This window comes from Lelliottia jeotgali (genome assembly GCF_016771845.1).
GTDB lineage: Bacteria > Pseudomonadota > Gammaproteobacteria > Enterobacterales > Enterobacteriaceae > Enterobacter > Enterobacter jeotgali.
In genome coordinates this window covers 38,094-53,375 of the sequence record NZ_JAENMQ010000005.1, presented here as the reverse complement: position 1 = coordinate 53,375, position 15,282 = coordinate 38,094, and the positions used below count along the sequence as shown (strand labels likewise).

Annotated in this window: 13 protein-coding genes; 11 read left to right on the top strand and 2 right to left on the bottom strand. The window is 50.1% G+C overall.

Going from position 1 to position 15,282, the window contains the following annotated elements; all coding sequences use genetic code 11:
* Positions 1 to 386: 386 nt before the first annotated feature.
* The 11 genes from JBO43_RS12115 (at position 387) to JBO43_RS12065 (ending at position 12,841) form a co-directional block, all read left to right on the top strand.
* Positions 387 to 1,043, top strand: a complete 657-nt coding sequence (locus JBO43_RS12115; RefSeq protein WP_202674404.1) for a helix-turn-helix transcriptional regulator — start codon at positions 387 to 389, stop codon at positions 1,041 to 1,043.
* A 16-nt stretch (positions 1,044 to 1,059) separates the two neighbouring features.
* Positions 1,060 to 2,508 carry a capsule assembly Wzi family protein gene (locus JBO43_RS12110; RefSeq protein WP_202674403.1) on the top strand — a complete coding sequence of 483 codons (1,449 nt, stop codon included), beginning with the start codon at positions 1,060 to 1,062 and terminating at the stop codon, positions 2,506 to 2,508.
* 225 nt (positions 2,509 to 2,733) lie between these two features.
* The gene (locus JBO43_RS12105; RefSeq protein ID WP_103947669.1) at positions 2,734 to 3,750 is read left to right on the top strand and encodes an iron ABC transporter substrate-binding protein; all 1,017 of its coding nucleotides are present in this window, start codon (positions 2,734 to 2,736) and stop codon (positions 3,748 to 3,750) included.
* A gap of 97 nt (positions 3,751 to 3,847) precedes the next feature.
* Positions 3,848 to 5,350, top strand: a complete 1,503-nt coding sequence (locus tag JBO43_RS12100; RefSeq protein WP_407929813.1) for an ABC transporter permease — start codon at positions 3,848 to 3,850, stop codon at positions 5,348 to 5,350.
* 1 nt (position 5,351) lies between these two features.
* Entirely contained in the window at positions 5,352 to 6,377 is a 1,026-nt protein-coding gene (locus JBO43_RS12095; protein ID WP_202674401.1) for an ABC transporter ATP-binding protein, read from the top strand.
* 98 nt (positions 6,378 to 6,475) lie between these two features.
* Positions 6,476 to 6,952, top strand: a complete 477-nt coding sequence (locus JBO43_RS12090) for a WbuC family cupin fold metalloprotein (protein ID WP_095280903.1) — start codon at positions 6,476 to 6,478, stop codon at positions 6,950 to 6,952.
* A 155-nt stretch (positions 6,953 to 7,107) separates the two neighbouring features.
* Positions 7,108 to 8,751: an ATP-binding protein gene (locus JBO43_RS12085; RefSeq protein WP_202674400.1), complete on the top strand. Its 1,644-nt coding sequence runs from the start codon at positions 7,108 to 7,110 to the stop codon at positions 8,749 to 8,751.
* Positions 8,729 to 9,421 carry a response regulator gene (locus JBO43_RS12080; protein WP_103949965.1) on the top strand — a complete coding sequence of 231 codons (693 nt, stop codon included), beginning with the start codon at positions 8,729 to 8,731 and terminating at the stop codon, positions 9,419 to 9,421. Before JBO43_RS12085 ends, JBO43_RS12080 begins: the two co-directional genes overlap by 23 nt.
* A gap of 526 nt (positions 9,422 to 9,947) precedes the next feature.
* Positions 9,948 to 10,430, top strand: a complete 483-nt coding sequence (locus JBO43_RS12075) for a SymE family type I addiction module toxin (protein WP_202674399.1) — start codon at positions 9,948 to 9,950, stop codon at positions 10,428 to 10,430.
* Between the two features lie 305 nt (positions 10,431 to 10,735).
* Entirely contained in the window at positions 10,736 to 11,296 is a 561-nt protein-coding gene (locus JBO43_RS12070; protein ID WP_202674398.1) for a hypothetical protein, read from the top strand.
* A 696-nt stretch (positions 11,297 to 11,992) separates the two neighbouring features.
* A complete protein-coding gene (locus JBO43_RS12065) occupies positions 11,993 to 12,841 on the top strand; it encodes a hypothetical protein (protein ID WP_202674397.1) in 849 nt (282 codons plus the stop codon).
* A gap of 265 nt (positions 12,842 to 13,106) precedes the next feature.
* Here JBO43_RS12065 and JBO43_RS12060 read toward each other — a convergent pair whose 3' ends face one another.
* Both JBO43_RS12060 and JBO43_RS23185 read right to left on the bottom strand, forming a co-directional pair.
* A complete protein-coding gene (locus JBO43_RS12060; protein WP_202674396.1) occupies positions 13,107 to 14,522 on the bottom strand; it encodes a hypothetical protein in 1,416 nt (471 codons plus the stop codon).
* A 77-nt stretch (positions 14,523 to 14,599) separates the two neighbouring features.
* The gene (locus tag JBO43_RS23185; protein ID WP_156033834.1) at positions 14,600 to 15,001 is read right to left on the bottom strand and encodes a 4-fold beta flower protein; all 402 of its coding nucleotides are present in this window, start codon (positions 14,999 to 15,001) and stop codon (positions 14,600 to 14,602) included.
* Between the last annotated feature and the right edge of the window lie 281 nt (positions 15,002 to 15,282).

Genomic DNA, 15,282 nt, shown 5'->3' with positions numbered 1-15,282 from the left:
CCCACAAAAAACTTGAGTGTAAGACACTCAATATATAAGAATGCAAAATAAGAACCCACCCTGAAGCAAGGAGAGCTTTAAGACAGCACCAGGGAAATTAATTCTCCTTAAACCAGGAAAATGACAATAGAGGAATCAAAGCGGGGCGGTATCACGCCAACCTGCGGGACGGATTTCACCAAAAAACTCTGGGGGTAAAAGTTTGTATCTTTTATCAAAAATAATGAAAGCGCTGATCGTGATTGTTCTTGTGAGTTCTTTTATTTGGGCATTAATACCTGAATCAGAAGCTTCTCTTCATTATTCTCATCGTGGTCGCGCATGCACTTCAGGTGCGTTGTGTTTATTATAATGGGGGTGTTATTGCTGTCCCCTCAATCTGGTTTATGATGATAAAAATAATTATTGATGAATGCGACAGTTTTTACCGACACGGCATGAATGCGTTGCTTGGTAAGGTATTTCTGGAACAATTTGATGAATGTATTTCAGTCACCAGCGAAATGGCACCGCACAGCATCGCGATGGCGGATGTGATTGTCCTCGGGCTTTCGCCCGGAGAAATCAGTATCTGCCACCCTTTCTTACATGCACGTAAGAAAAACAGCCTGATTCTCGGGATTTACGAAGGCAACCACAAACCGCAGTTTGATGATCTACCACTGTGTTTTAAAAATATTATTTTTATCAATCGTACTGAACCTGTAAGCAGAATTAAAAAGAAAATATTCCACGGCTGGGAAAGCAGTCGCACGCAGTCAATCTTGCCTCATCACTGGAAGTGTCATGACTGCAAACATAAAACGCTTTCGCCACAGCAGATAAATGTCGCAACGCATTATTACCGGGGTGACAGAGCAGAGCAAATTGCCGGAATTATGCACATTAGTGTGAAAACTGTTTTTACGCATAAAAGAATGATCATGGGTAAGTTTGACGTTCATTCAGATTACGAGTTATTCACTTTACTAAAAGTCATGAAGGCGCTGAATCACAACACCCCTGACTTTCTCGAAGCAGAAAGAGAGTTGAAGCGGGCATAAACCACAAAGGATGTGTATGAAATTGTCGCCACCATTACTCTGGTCCTTCATTGGAATAAGCCTGACATGTGCTCCTCTATATATTCATTCTGCTGGACTTGTCTCTGGCGATAATATTCTTCGAAGCGATCTGACATGGCTAAATAACCGTAATATTATCAATATCAATCTGTCCACCTGGCCGCTTAGCCAGGACGAAATTGAACGTGCGCTTCGCAGCGCTAAAAGCCAGGATAATCCAGCTGCCCAACGGGTCATCACCAGGGTGCGTTCTCGTCTGGGCGACATTAAAGCGCCCCTGAGAGTTAGCTCCTGGACGCAATCAGCAAAACCGATATTACCGGCAGGTTTTAGCGCTTCCAGAACCAGTGCCAACGGGTTCAGTGCAGCGCTGGAGTTCAGCGGAGAATTCTGGGATATAAATTTACAGGGGCAACGCGAACACGATCAGTATATCGATGATATTACACGTGGAAATTTGAACGGGGCCTTTGCCGGGATGAACGTTTTCAACCAGTGGATCGCCTTCGGGGAAATACCGCAATGGTGGGGGCCGGGCAATGACGGAAGCCTTATTCGCTCTGATGCCGCGCGTCCGGTCGTTGGGTTTATGATGCAGCGCGCTGAACAGTCACCGTTTGAATCCCCGTGGCTTTCCTGGGCCGGACGCTGGCAATATCAGCTTTCCGCAGGGCAAATACGTCAGTATCACAGTCCTGAAGAACCGAAGCTGATCGGCGGGCGACTCACCTTTACTCCCGTAGATTCTCTGGAAACTGGTTTTTCCAGAATTATGATGTGGGGAGGCAAAGGTCGTCCAAATGATATGGCCTCGTTTCGCGATGCTTTCCTGGGGCGAGATAATACGGGAAGTCAGGCTCGTGACCCCGGCAATCAAATGGCGGGGGCGGATATTAACTGGAAGCTATTCACCCTCACCGGGCTTCCGCTCTCAGTGTATGGGCAGGTCATCGGAGACGATCAGGCCGGTGTTTTACCCTCACATAATACGTTCTTAGCCGGTCTGCAGGGGAATTATCTTTGGGGCAACCGGCAGGTAAACGGGTATCTCGAAGGTGCGGATACGCGTTCAGGAATGAAAAAAACCGGCAATATTTATTATCACTATTGTTACCACGAGGGCTATTACCAGCAAGGCGCTTCTCTGGGAGAGGCGATGGGCGGCGACGGGACGCGTTTTTCCGCAAAGGTTGAGCTGGTACTGGAAAATGAACAGCGTTTTAGCACCCGGCTAGTGTGGGCAAGAGTCAACCGCGAATCGCAGGCCATCAATAGCAGGTATCCTTACGCAGATACGTTAAAAGGTGCAGAGCTGGGCTGGTCGGCGCCGGTCTCGAAAAGGGTAACGCTCGCGCTGGGAGCCTGGTATGTGGACAGCAGCACTCAGCAAAATGATGTGGGAATAGCCGCGAAGCTGGATTTTTTCTGGGCTGATGGCGTTTAAATGCTCAGAACAAAATAATTCACTCATCTTAAGTCTTTTTTAATCTTTCCTTTGGTCGTACTTATCAAACTGGTGTTTTATGCCAGAAAAAGTGCGATCACCCCGATTTCGCTGCCTTCTACACAAGTGATAATAACTTTCATTATCATCCTTTAATAATTGTGCTGTAATCCGCCTCGTTATGCTTTCTGGTGCTAATGACTCACTTTTATGAAGGATTAACTTATGAAATTTGGCGTATCGTCTTTATGCTCCCTCGCGATGATGACTTCCTCGATGCTGCTTGCGCCGCAGGCAATGGCAGCCGACAACAACGAAGGCATCGTGGTGTATAACGCGCAGCATGAGAACCTGGTTCAGGCATGGGTGGATGGCTTCACCAAAGAAACCGGTATCAAAGTGACGCTGCGTAACGGCGGCGACAGCGAGTTGGGTAACCAGCTGGTGCAGGAAGGCAGCGCGTCCCCTGCCGACGTGTTCCTGACCGAAAACTCTCCGGCGATGGTGCTGGTTGATAACGCCAAATTATTTGCACCGCTGGATGCCGCGACGCTGGCTCAGGTGGCCCCAGCTTACCGTCCAGAGCATGGCCGCTGGACAGGCATTGCAGCCCGCAGCACAGTGTTCGTTTACAACCCGGCGAAACTGACCGAAGCACAGCTGCCGCACTCGCTGATGGATCTCGCAAAACCTGAGTGGAAAGGCCGTTGGGCGGCGTCTCCATCAGGGGCGGATTTCCAGGCTATCGTCAGTGCCGTCTTGGCCCTGAAAGGTGAAAAAGCGACGCTTGAGTGGCTGAAAGCGATGAAAACCAACTTTGTGGCTTACAAAGGCAACAGCACGGTGATGAAAGCCGTGAATGCCGGTCAGATTGATGGTGGCGTGATCTATCACTATTACCGCTTTGTCGACCAGGCAAAGACCGGCGAAAACAGCAAAAACACCCAGCTCCACTACTTTAAACATCAGGACCCAGGCGCGTTCGTCAGCATCTCCGGCGGCGGTGTGCTGGCTTCCAGTAAGCACCCGCAGCAGGCTCAGGCCTTTATGAAGTGGGTCACTGGCAAAGCGGGCCAGGAATCTCTGCGCACCAACGACGCGTTTGAATATGCGGTGGGTGTGAACGCGGCATCCAACCCGAAACTGGTTCCGCTCAAAGATCTGGATGCACCAAAAGTTGAAGCGTCATCGCTTAACAGCAAAAAAGTTATCGACCTGATGACTCAGGCTGGCCTGCTTTAATCGTAACAAACGTGGTGAGTGCTGAATGTCCGTAGTGAATGTTACTGATAAATCCATCGCGGCGCGTCCGGTGTCACAGCACCGCCCCGCGCCCGTGATGGTGATAATGGCGGTGGTGTTTTCGCTGCTGTCGCTGATCCCGCCGGCCTTTATTGTGTACATCAGTTTTGATACCGGCTGGGATACCGTTAAAGCACTCATCTTTCGCCCGCGTGTTGCTGAGTTGCTCAGCAACACGCTGTTATTAGTCCTGGTGACCGTGCCACTGTGCGTGTTTGTGGGGGGGCTGCTCGCCTGGCTGACAGAACGAACCACCCTCGCGGGCCGCAGGGTTTGGTCGATGCTGGCGGTTGCCCCACTCGCCATTCCGGCGTTCGTGCAAAGCTATGCCTGGGTGAGCGCCGTGCCCTCGATTCACGGTTTGAGCGCGGGCGTTTTCCTGTCTGTGCTTGCCTATTATCCCTTTATTTATCTGCCCGTCGCCGCCGTGCTGCGCCGTCTGGACCCGACGCTCGAAGATGTGGCGGCCTCGTTAGGCACGCCGCCGCTGCGCGTCTTTTTTCGTATTGTCCTGCCGCAGCTGCGCCTGCCAGTATGGGGAGGTGCATTGCTGGTCGCACTGCACCTTCTGGCGGAGTACGGCCTGTATGCCATGATTCGCTTCGACACCTTCACTACCGCCATTTACGATCAGTTCCAGTCGACGTTCAGCGGTCCGGCGGCCAATATGCTGGCGGGCGTGCTGGCGCTGTGCTGTCTGGCTATTTTGACGCTGGAAGGTGCGACGCGCGGTAAAGCACGCTACGCGCGAGTCGGGGCCGGAGCGCCCCGCGAACAAAAACGCGGGCAACTTCATTACGCCTCTCAGTGTCTCGGGCAAGTTTTCGCCTTCGCGGTGATCCTGCTGGCCTTTGTGGTGCCCCTCGCGGTGCTCTGTCGCTGGCTGTGGCTGGGCGGTTTAGAGAACTGGAACCAGGTCAATCTGTGGCTATCGCTCCAGCAAACCCTGGTGCTCGCCTCCAGCGGTGCAATACTCACGCTGCTTGCCGGTGTGCCGATTGCGTGGCTCTCGGTGCGTCATCCTCGCCCGCTGTTCCGCGTGCTGGAGGGCTGTAATTATTTCACCAGCTCGCTGCCCGGCATTGTGGTGGCGCTGGCGCTGGTCACCGTGACCATTCACTACGCGCGCCCCATCTACCAGACCGAAATCACGCTGTTCCTGGCGTACCTGTTGATGTTCGCTCCACGCGCACTGATCAACCTGCGCGCGGGCATCGCTCAGGCCCCCGTAGAGCTTGAAAACGTGGCCAGAAGCTTAGGTAAAACGCCCGCCACCGCGTTGTGGAGCGTGACGCTACGCCTTGCCGCACCCGGTGCCGCCGCTGGAGGCGCGTTGGTTTTCCTTGGCATCTGTAATGAGTTAACCGCCACGCTGCTGCTTTCACCGCTCGGCACCCGCACGCTGTCGACCGGGTTCTGGGCGTTGACCAGTGAAATTGATTATGTCGCCGCAGCGCCTTATGCCCTGCTGATGATCCTTATCTCGCTGCCGCTCACCGGCATTCTCTACGTGCAGTCACAAAAACTCGCAGGGTTGTAAGATGATTGAGTTATCGAACATTTCGAAGAAATTCGGCCAGATCACCGTGCTGGACGACCTGAACCTGAAAGTCGAAGCCGGAAGCAGAACGGCGATTGTCGGGCCGTCCGGTTCCGGTAAAACCACCCTGCTGCGCATTCTTGCCGGATTTGAAACCCCGGATGCCGGGCAGATCACACTGAGCAATCAGGTGCTATTCGACCAGCACACCTTTGTCCCCGCCCATGAGCGAGGCATTGGTTTTGTGCCGCAAGAAGGTGCGCTGTTTCCGCACATGAAAGTCGGCGACAACATCGCTTACGGTCTGAAAGGCTCGAAAGAAGAAAATCGCCTGCGCGTGGCGGAATTGATGGAACTGGTGTCTCTCGATAATCGTCTTGCCTCACACTGGCCGCATGAAATTTCCGGCGGTCAGCAGCAGCGAGTGGCACTGGCCCGCGCGCTGGCGCAAAAACCGGCGTTGATGCTGCTGGATGAACCCTTCTCGGCGCTGGATACCGGTCTGCGTGCCGCCACGCGCAAAGCCACGGCGGATTTGCTGGAACAGGCCGGTGTCGCCACGATTCTGGTGACGCACGATCAGCAAGAAGCGCTGTCGTTTGCCAGCCAGATTGCGGTCATCCGTAACGGGCGTTTTACCCAGGTCGGCACGCCAGTGGAGGTTTACTCCCGGCCTGTAGATGAAGAGACCGCGCTGTTTCTCGGTGACGCATTGATTTTCGCGGCGCAAGTGCACGATGGCATGGCGCGGTGTTGCCTGGGCGATGTCCCCGTCGGCAATCCGCAACTCACGGGCGACAGACGCATTATGCTGCGCCCGGAACAACTGAGGATTATGGCTGACCATCCGCAGCCAACAGCGATAGTCAGCGAAGTGGATTTCACCGGCCATCTTTCGACGCTGACCTTAACGTCCCCGGACTGGCCAATGGCGTTGCAGGTCAAAACCTTGAGCCAGCAGCACTGGCAGAAAGGGGCGGCAGTCAAGGTAACGATCAACGGCCAGGCCTGCGTGTTAGCCGCCTGATACATTTTTTACAGCCGCCCGCTTTTCGGCATGCAGGGCGGCTGTTACTCTTGAATTCCGGAGCGTCGTGCTCGTCAGCAAAATGTCAGGCAACTCAAATGAAAACTATCACTCTCAGTGACATGCGTCAGCAGAGCGACGCGGCAGCCAGTGCCCCACGTTTACGCGCTCATCGTAATCTTCACCCTGAATTAAGCGACCCGGTACAACGCCTGGCCATTGCGATGGAACCGGGCACCTATGTCCGACCTCACCGCCATCCGCACACCTTTGAACTGCTGTTTGCGCTGAGTGGCCGTTTCCTGGTACTCAACTTTGATGACGAGGGCAATGTCACGCATCGCGTGGTGCTGGGCGAAGAGTGCAAGGTCGTTGAAATGGCGGCGGGCACCTGGCACTCGGTGCTGTCGTTAGATCACGGCGGCGTGATTTTTGAAGTCAAACACGGCGGCTATCAGCCGGTAGCGGAAGACGATTTTGCCCGCTGGTCCCCGGCAGAGGGGGAACCGGCCACCGCCGAACTGCTGCGCTGGTCAGCTGAGGCGCAAATCGGCGACACCGGTTTTAAAGCCTAGTCATCGCGCTGCGCGAAGCCCCTGCTCCGCTTCGCGCGCCTTTCCCCTTCGGAAGTCTTAGCCAGGTTCACAACTCTGCAACATCCTGATTCCGGCACTTCTGCCCGCATGCTAGGCTGCGATCATGTCCATCAGCCCCCTTCGTTGCAGGCCACATGAAACCCAGATTCCCTTTTCAGGTGAAGCTTTTTCTGTCGCTAGTGCTCTTTTCCTGCCTGCTGCTGGCGATTTTGGGCGGGATTTTGTATCACGTCATCGACAAACAGTTGCATCATGATTTAGGCCAGCGCGCACGGGTGCAGGCCAGTGAAATTGCCCTGATGCCGGGGCTGGCAGAGAAAGTCGAAGCCCGGGATATCGACGGCATTGCTCGCATAATCCAGCCGTTACGCGATCAAAGCGATGCCAGCTATTTCGTGATCGGCGATGTAAACGAGCAGCATCTGTATCACTCCGAATCGCCGGAGCGCCTGAACCTGCCGATGATTGGCGGTGATAATGCCGAGGTGCTGCGCGGCAAAACCATTATCTCGATGCGCCAGGGCGGCATTGGCGTATCGCTGCGCAGCAAAGCGCCCATTTTCGATACGCGTCATCAGGTGATTGGTATAGTTTCCGTCGGCTATCTCACTTCTTACATCGCCAATATCAACGCGCGTCTGCTGTGGCAGGCGGCATTGTATGGCGTTGCCCTGCTGTTGCTGTTGTTTCTCTTTTCGTGGATTTTCACCCGCAACGTTAAAAAACAGATGTTCTGGCTGGAGCCAAAAGACATTGCCCTGCTGGTACGGCAACAAAAAGCGCTGCTGGAAGCGATGTATGAAGGCGTTTTTGCTGTGAACGGCGAGCGACAGCTGATTCTGATTAACCGGGCCGCGCGGGAGCTGCTCGATTTGACGCAGACGGAAGAGAAGCTGATTGGCAAACCGCTGGACCAGGTGGTGCATCTTCCTCCGGCCTTTTTCGCCGACAGCGGTGTGGCACAACACGACCAGATTACGGTGCTCAATCAGAAGCAGATGATCGTTAACCGCGTGGCGATTACGCTGGACCCAGGCGAAGCCAACGGCTGGGTGTTTAGCTTCCGCGATAAAAATGACATCAACACCCTGAGTAGCCAGTTAAGCCAGGTCCGGCGCTACGCCGACAACCTGCGCATCATGCGCCACGAACAGCTGAACTGGACCGCCACACTGGTCGGCCTGCTGCAAATGCAGCGCTATGACGATGCGATTCACTACATTCAGGCCCAGTCGGAGGGCGCGCAAAAGGTGCTGGATTTTGTCTCCTCGCGCTTTACCTCACCGGCGCTGTGCGGGCTACTGCTGGGGAAATACGTAAGCGCGCGGGAAAAAGGGATCGAACTACAGTTTGATCCCGTGTGCCAGCTGATGCGCATTCCTCCGGGGATCACCGAAACAGCGCTGATGTCGGTGCTAGGTAATCTGCTGGATAACGCCGTGGACGCCACGCTGAAAATGCCCCTGCCCCGCGCGCCTGTCGAACTCTATATTTCAGACCGCAATCGAGATCTGCTGATTGAAGTCGCCGATCAGGGCAGCGGCGTGGACGATGCGCTGAAACCCCATCTTTTTGAACAGGGCGTGACCAGCAAACCGCAGACAAACGATGAGCTGGCGGGGGCCGAGCACGGAATTGGTCTCTATCTGGTGGCAGGCTATGTGCAAGGGGCCGGTGGCAACATTGAAGTGACGGATAACACGCCGCAGGGCACGCTATTTTCGGTGTTCATTCCTTTTGAAACAGGAGGAGTCCATGACGCACAGCCAGCCGCTTGATGTGGTCATTGTGGAAGATGAGCCGCATCTTGCCGAACTGCATCGCGAGTATATCGAACAGAATTTCCACCTGCGCGTCGTCGGGATCGCGAGCACGCTTGAGCAGGCTCGCGCCCTGTTGCAGCGCCACCAGCCGCGGTTGATCCTGCTCGATAATTATCTCCCGGACGGTCAGGGCGTGGACCTGATTGACAGCCCGTTACTAAAAAGCTTCGAATGTTCGGTGATCTTTATCACTGCCGCTAGCGATATGCAGACCTGCAGCCACGCCATGCGCAGCGGCGCGTTTGACTACCTCATCAAACCGGTCTTTTTCCAGCGCCTGCGGGCGTCGCTGGAACGTTTTATGCTGCTGGTCCACACCCTGCGTCAGCAAAAAGTGGTCGATCAGCACGCGCTGGACAAGCTGTTTAATCTCCCTGCCGCCGACACCTCCGCCGTGCCGTCAACCAAAGGCATCGAACCCAATACCCTTGAGCGGGTGAAACAGGTTTTCAGCGACGATCCTGACACAAACTGGTCCGTGGAACAGGTGGTGGAAAAAACCGGCATCAGCAAAACCACCTGCCGTCGTTATCTGGAATACTGCGTGGAAGCAAAGTTGATAAGCGCGGAGCTGCAGTATGGCAGCATCGGGCATCCACGAAGGTTGTACCGAAAAGTCCCGTAACAACCGCCCGGTGGCGCTGCGCTTACCGGGCCTACAGGGTCATCACGCTTTTGTCGGCCGGGAGGTTTTGGGATGGGCGGTTTAAAACACCCGCCCGGCGGCGCTTCGCTTGCACGAGCCTACAGGGTCATCACGCTTTTGTAGGCCGGGAGGTTTTGGGATGAGCGGTTTAAAACACCCGCCCGGTGGCGCTACGCTTACCGGGCCTACAGGGTCATCACGCTCTTGTAGGCCGGGTAAGGCGCAGCCGCCACCCGGCAATTCGCGGGCACCGTTCAGCCATTCCTGCAATCGTTACATTCCCCTTCAATTTTTGCTGAAGAGCCGCCGCATTTAATAACTTTGCCCGTAATCACATCGCCTGTATTTATATCCAGCAAGGTAGAATAGGCACGCGCGCAATTAACAAGGTTGAACCAGGGAATTAAAAGAAAGGAATGAAAGTAACGTAATTAAGAAGACGCAGCGCAAAGGTGCTAGAACACCTTCACGCCGCTGACCACAAACAACTTAGAAGGAGTTATTTATGGCTGTTCAGAAGTGTATGCCAGATCCTGTCGTGGCCCAAACAGATCTTCCAGGATCAGAGGCTAATGATCGTTTCCCCGAGGTGACTCGCAAAACCAGCGCCCGCCGTCTGCACGGAAAAGCGCCCGATGCCGCCGCGATCCATCCCAGAGCCGACACTCCGGAATCCAGCGCCGCCTGCTGCGAGCTGCATTCGCGGATCCGCCAGAGCTATATTCCCCTTCAGGGCGAATGGCTGAAGAGAGCCGGGTTTTTCGACGGAATGCCGGTCAAAATCCGCGTCATGCCGGACTGCATCGTCATCACCCCGCAAAACACCCGCGAGCTGTGGGGCTGCCTGGAAGGCCTGAGCATCATCGATATTAACCAGCGCAAAGTCGCCACCTGGCTCAAAACCTTCCCCTATCCCCTGAACGATACCGGCAATATCCCGGCGATCCGCCGTAAACCGGAGGATGGATTGATTCGCGGGGGAAGTTGACTGGATAGCTCCCGGCCTGAGGGCCGGGAGAATTTGGTATGGGGGGAATGGCTGTTTTGAGCGAGAAGCGGACATTGCTAAGAGCATTATGTTTGAATCAACGAGGAGCAGGTCAGCGTCTAAAACTAAGCAGCTTAGTCCGAAACATTATTTATTGTAGTTTTTGCATCTTCAGTTGATACCACATACAGTGGATGAGGAGGAGCCGGACAGGCCAACATCAATTTAGAACGCGCCATTTACCCTGTTGCGCTTTAATGATGCCAACAACCGCGTTAAATTTAACATTTTATGGGTGGACGCATATGGACCAAGAAAGTTTGAATAAGCTCACTGAAGAGTATCAATCGAAATACGATAAACATCTAACTCCTGAACTTGACATGACGTCATTAGTATTAAAGGCCCACCTTTTCTTGGAAGAGATTTTGTACGAAATTGTTTTACTTCACTGTAAGGCTCCTAATGCTTTAGAGGGTATTCAATTCTCATTTCATCACAAATTGAAATTAGCAGAAGCGCTTTACGGAGTTCATATGTATAAGATAGAGTTCCCTAGAGGTGTGTGGCCTGTACTTGATGCACTAAATAAACTTAGAAATGAGTTGGCTCATAGAATAGATAGTCCAAAGCTTGAAGATAAGATTGTTAATTTTTTAAGGGCATCAGAAGAAAATATGATGAAAGAAAAATCACCACGGAATTTCGATGAAATATTATGCGACCCTAAGCTTTTAACGGAAAGAATGCTCAGCGTATTATTATACGTTCTTGGATGGCTTGGTTACATGCATGGTATAATATACTTGAATCCGCCCGAAAAATTTTTAGCACCTCTATTTCCAGATGTTAATAAAAAAAGTTAGTTTTCCCCACAGTCCACTTTTGGCTGTAAGTTCAACGGGTCGATGTAACGCTACACTTAATCAAGGGGGACGTTGCCATGAAACGAAGAACTCGAATTACTACACGCCAGAACAGAAAGTGATTATCTGGGACAGATATAAGCAAGGGGATTCCCTGCATCAGCTCGTACAGCGACATACCATGCTGTAAGCTGGCCAGTGCGGTCACCGCTTAGGCTTGTCCCCGGGGGCTAATTATTATTCCACCGCTGTATTCGGAAGGTACGCCAGCTCTCACGCAAAGCATCGGTATCACCGTACGGTTGAGGAGGATACCGCCGGCAGGCTTATCGCGGTAAGCGGGAGACTTACAGCTACACGGGAACATTTACCGAAAATTTCCAGTCAGATTTTGCTGACCTGTGAAGGCTATGAATATCTCCGTAAAAGTCTTTGAAAAACACAAAGGAGATGTGGCGGAAACCCTCAACTGGTCAGACCTGCTCATGTTTTCGAATGCAGAGCCGATAGCTAACGATAGCTAAGATGTTCTTAACCATGGATACATATTGATGGTAAATTCATTTGGCGATGCTTAGGTGCATCGTCTTTTTTGATTAGGGCCGAAAATAGGGATGATGTGATATTTCCTGCCTGTTAATTACCAAATCAAATGTTATGGAATGTTATTATTCAAATTGGGGGGGGGGTGGTTATATGAAGAATAGTAATTCAGCCACTAAACAAGAAGTTGTATGGTTTGAAAAAACAGTTGAGTACAAATTTATTGCTGACTGTCTGGAGAAAGGAATTATTAAAAGTATAGCTCCTTTGGACGGGATTCAGGAGCGGGTAGGTGACACTATTATAGTTACTAAAGACTCTTTGAAAAACTACAGGTTTTATATTGTAGAGTTTAAAAAAGACCTCGGGAGCAAGGGGTTTAATTCAGAGGTCAATAATAAATTCCTTGGGAAAGTGTCAGGTTATAATGCTGCCAGAGATTGTTTTAGCGACGAGGGAAAACCTTCAATAAAGGGACATTATTTTGTTGGTGCTCAGTATGAAGACTCTAATTTTCAATTGATTGTGAGGGATTATTTCGCGCCAAGCAGAGATACTCATGAGACACTAGAAGATGCTTTCTCTTCAATAGTTGGAATGACGCAAGAACAGTTCGCACTCTATGTAAACCGTTTTACATCTCATAAAACCAGCCAGAAATGCTATAAGTGCTCAGATTCAGACAATGGGGGCGACAAAGCCACATCGCCTGCTGGACCTAACCCAGGAGGTAATGGGTTAAGTGTAGAAAAGCATATCAGTATGGTGGTTGCAATAAATCCTGACAATAAGGAATGTATAACTTTTCCTTTAACCTCGGTGCAGGTAACTGATGGGTTGGGGGGATTACCAGAGGTAAATATTTCTCCTGATTTTGGGGGTGATGGTGGTGCCGGGATTGTCATCAAAACTGAAATCATCATCGTACACCCTATATATATGGAACCAGAACCGGGTGAGCTTTCACATCCAGATGATTTGGAAGAAGAAATTGCCGGTTAGCTTTATATTTACTGCACTAATCAAAAATTATATCGGGTTTATTGATCCCCTACGGCTCGCCGGCTGGCCGGTAAGCGCTGTCAAACCGCAAAGGGATGCGTTTCGGACCTTGCGGGTATGGCCTGATGGCGAAAATGCATGATAATGATGATCAAGGTGGGTCCGCAACGAGCGAGAAGCGGATATTCATGTAGCATTTATGTAAATAAGCCCTCGGATAGAGAGGGCTGTTATCTGATCTAAGCTTGTTTTTGCCTAACAGTATTTAGTATGAGCGAATAAGCTTATCGTAGGCCGTTGCTTTCGATAGGTTCGGTAACTGGGGGTCAGTCGATGCTATGATCGCATTTAGAGCTTGCGAGGTTATTTGATTGGTAGTTCTGCTAACAAAATGTGATGCTATATGTTTATATCGAGAAGCACATGTTTGAGTTGCAAGCCTAGATATTACGTCTTTATCATAAATTATTTTAACGAACTCTTTTAACTCAGCCTCGCCGAACTTACCAATCATTTCTTCATAGTAAGAAACGGCCATGTTAGACACTCCATAGCTGTTACCCAAATAACATAAAACTATAGTCTTAACATATTCGAATCGAACTGAATCAGGAACATTTCCAGCAGAAGAGATATATGCAGCCAAAGAAGATGCATGAGCTGGTTCATTATGGAAATTATTCCATCCAAAATGGGCTTGGTATAGATTCGTCACTCTGATTGATATTTCAACAGCCAAAGAGTCAGATGGAAGATATGGAAGACCAGATACAGTTGTTAAAAACTCATTAGCCGCATCTTTCCTAGCTCTCTCACCGTTAGCTGCAAAAGATTGATATCTTATACCACAACTATACTTCGTAGTTTCTGACGAAAGATCCCAACATTTTTTTGCAATTCCTTTTATATTATTCTTAACCTGTACAGCTGCATTGTCATTAGTATACATCCCAAATATAGTTCTTAAGAAAGAATCAACAACATCTTGAGGCAGGCTTTCCATCGCGGATTTTATATGGGCTAAGTCATCGCCATCTAAGATAGCGCCTCTGATGTTAGATAGTACTCTCTTTATTTGTAATGCAGAAGGTTCTGGTTCTTTCGCAATCACTTCTTTGATGCAGGTTTCAAGCCACGAGATGAGCATGAATCCTGTTAGCTGACTTTGGTTAGGATGTGCTGCACTAGCCCAGTTCCTCATGTCTCTTATATAATCAAGATGTTTAAAACCTATATCCGAAAGTAATCCTGTTAAGTGGCAACCCTTAACAAGTTCCCACTCCTCTATATTAACTAAATCATCTACAGTTTTAAGTTTATCTCTTCTTTTTGTGTCAGTGACAATACTGTCATAAAAATAGTCTATATCGTTAAGGGAAACCTTCCATCTTAAATTTACTACTGTTTCATTCCATAAAAAATTGAGTGCTGCATCAAAAAGGCCAGCGCCGCACGCTGCAATAAACTTTGATAGATATAAAGAATCTGCACGCCTTACACTGTCAATACCGCCAATAACCTTTGGGAAGTTATCGATTACAGTGTATCTCTGATCATTGCCGACTAAAACGCCATTTGCCGGAAGATTCAAATCGGTGAGGTAGGTAGTTAATGATGTTGTGAAGTTATCAACACCAGTTGTTACTGCGGTTGTATTTACTGTAGTAGGAAGATTACTCATCTTTAACCCTTTTAATTCTTTGATAGTAGGTAAATCAGCTAATTTTCAAATCAATCCATTTTTAATTTAACGGGAATTTAACTACGAAAAAAACTCATATTGCTTCTCTCACTCCATCTGATTTGTCTTGAAGGTCGTGACGGTCGACTATTACGGCTTAATTTAGAAGGTCTGCTCTTTCTTGATGATCTACTTGGTCGAGACTTTCGGCTTGGTCGCGATGGCCCACCAGAACTATAAACTGTAAAAAAAACATAAGCCCCATTTTTATAATCTATAACACTCCCATTATATAGCCAACCTAAATACTCACCTGAATATGAAACTATAAATTCATTATTATATAAATAGGCTAGTGGGGTACCGTCATAGTGATAAAAATTTTCACCATCACTGTGTAGGTAAAAAATTGGCATCCCAGTACAGTCATAGAAAGATATAATTTCGTTATCTGGGAAAGGATTGGATACGTTAATCATCAACACTCCTTGGTGTAGGAATCCTGCTGTAATGTGTAGCAGCCTATTGCATGTTACACATTTTCATGTCTATAGCAATGTTCTGAATTATAGGCATGTAGTCTGCTTTAATGAACAGATTAGCATGGCTCCTGACGTGTCCTAGGATTAGATCCAAACCTCAGTTAGCAATATTGCGTTGTTGCCCCTGACTCCTTTGACCACGGTAAACCGTTTTAGCAACTTCCGCTCCTGGCACAAAGCCGACTAACACACGCTCCCCAAGGATAGAGAAGATAACT

What these genes read in the sequence shown, in the direction of transcription:
- JBO43_RS12110 (WP_202674403.1), top strand. Translation starts at nt 1,060, where the DNA reads ATGAAATTGTCGCCACCATTACTCTGGTCCTTCATTGGAATAAGCCTG.
- JBO43_RS12075 (WP_202674399.1), top strand. Translation starts at nt 9,948, where the DNA reads ATGGCTGTTCAGAAGTGTATGCCAGATCCTGTCGTGGCCCAAACAGAT.
- JBO43_RS12060 (WP_202674396.1), bottom strand. Translation starts at nt 14,522, where the DNA reads ATGAGTAATCTTCCTACTACAGTAAATACAACCGCAGTAACAACTGGT.
- JBO43_RS23185 (WP_156033834.1), bottom strand. Translation starts at nt 15,001, where the DNA reads ATGATTAACGTATCCAATCCTTTCCCAGATAACGAAATTATATCTTTC.
- JBO43_RS12070 (WP_202674398.1), top strand. Translation starts at nt 10,736, where the DNA reads ATGGACCAAGAAAGTTTGAATAAGCTCACTGAAGAGTATCAATCGAAA.
- JBO43_RS12080 (WP_103949965.1), top strand. Translation starts at nt 8,729, where the DNA reads ATGACGCACAGCCAGCCGCTTGATGTGGTCATTGTGGAAGATGAGCCG.
- JBO43_RS12105 (WP_103947669.1), top strand. Translation starts at nt 2,734, where the DNA reads ATGAAATTTGGCGTATCGTCTTTATGCTCCCTCGCGATGATGACTTCC.
- JBO43_RS12065 (WP_202674397.1), top strand. Translation starts at nt 11,993, where the DNA reads ATGAAGAATAGTAATTCAGCCACTAAACAAGAAGTTGTATGGTTTGAA.
- JBO43_RS12115 (WP_202674404.1), top strand. Translation starts at nt 387, where the DNA reads ATGATGATAAAAATAATTATTGATGAATGCGACAGTTTTTACCGACAC.
- JBO43_RS12085 (WP_202674400.1), top strand. Translation starts at nt 7,108, where the DNA reads ATGAAACCCAGATTCCCTTTTCAGGTGAAGCTTTTTCTGTCGCTAGTG.
- JBO43_RS12090 (WP_095280903.1), top strand. Translation starts at nt 6,476, where the DNA reads ATGAAAACTATCACTCTCAGTGACATGCGTCAGCAGAGCGACGCGGCA.
- JBO43_RS12100 (WP_407929813.1), top strand. Translation starts at nt 3,848, where the DNA reads ATGGTGATAATGGCGGTGGTGTTTTCGCTGCTGTCGCTGATCCCGCCG.
- JBO43_RS12095 (WP_202674401.1), top strand. Translation starts at nt 5,352, where the DNA reads ATGATTGAGTTATCGAACATTTCGAAGAAATTCGGCCAGATCACCGTG.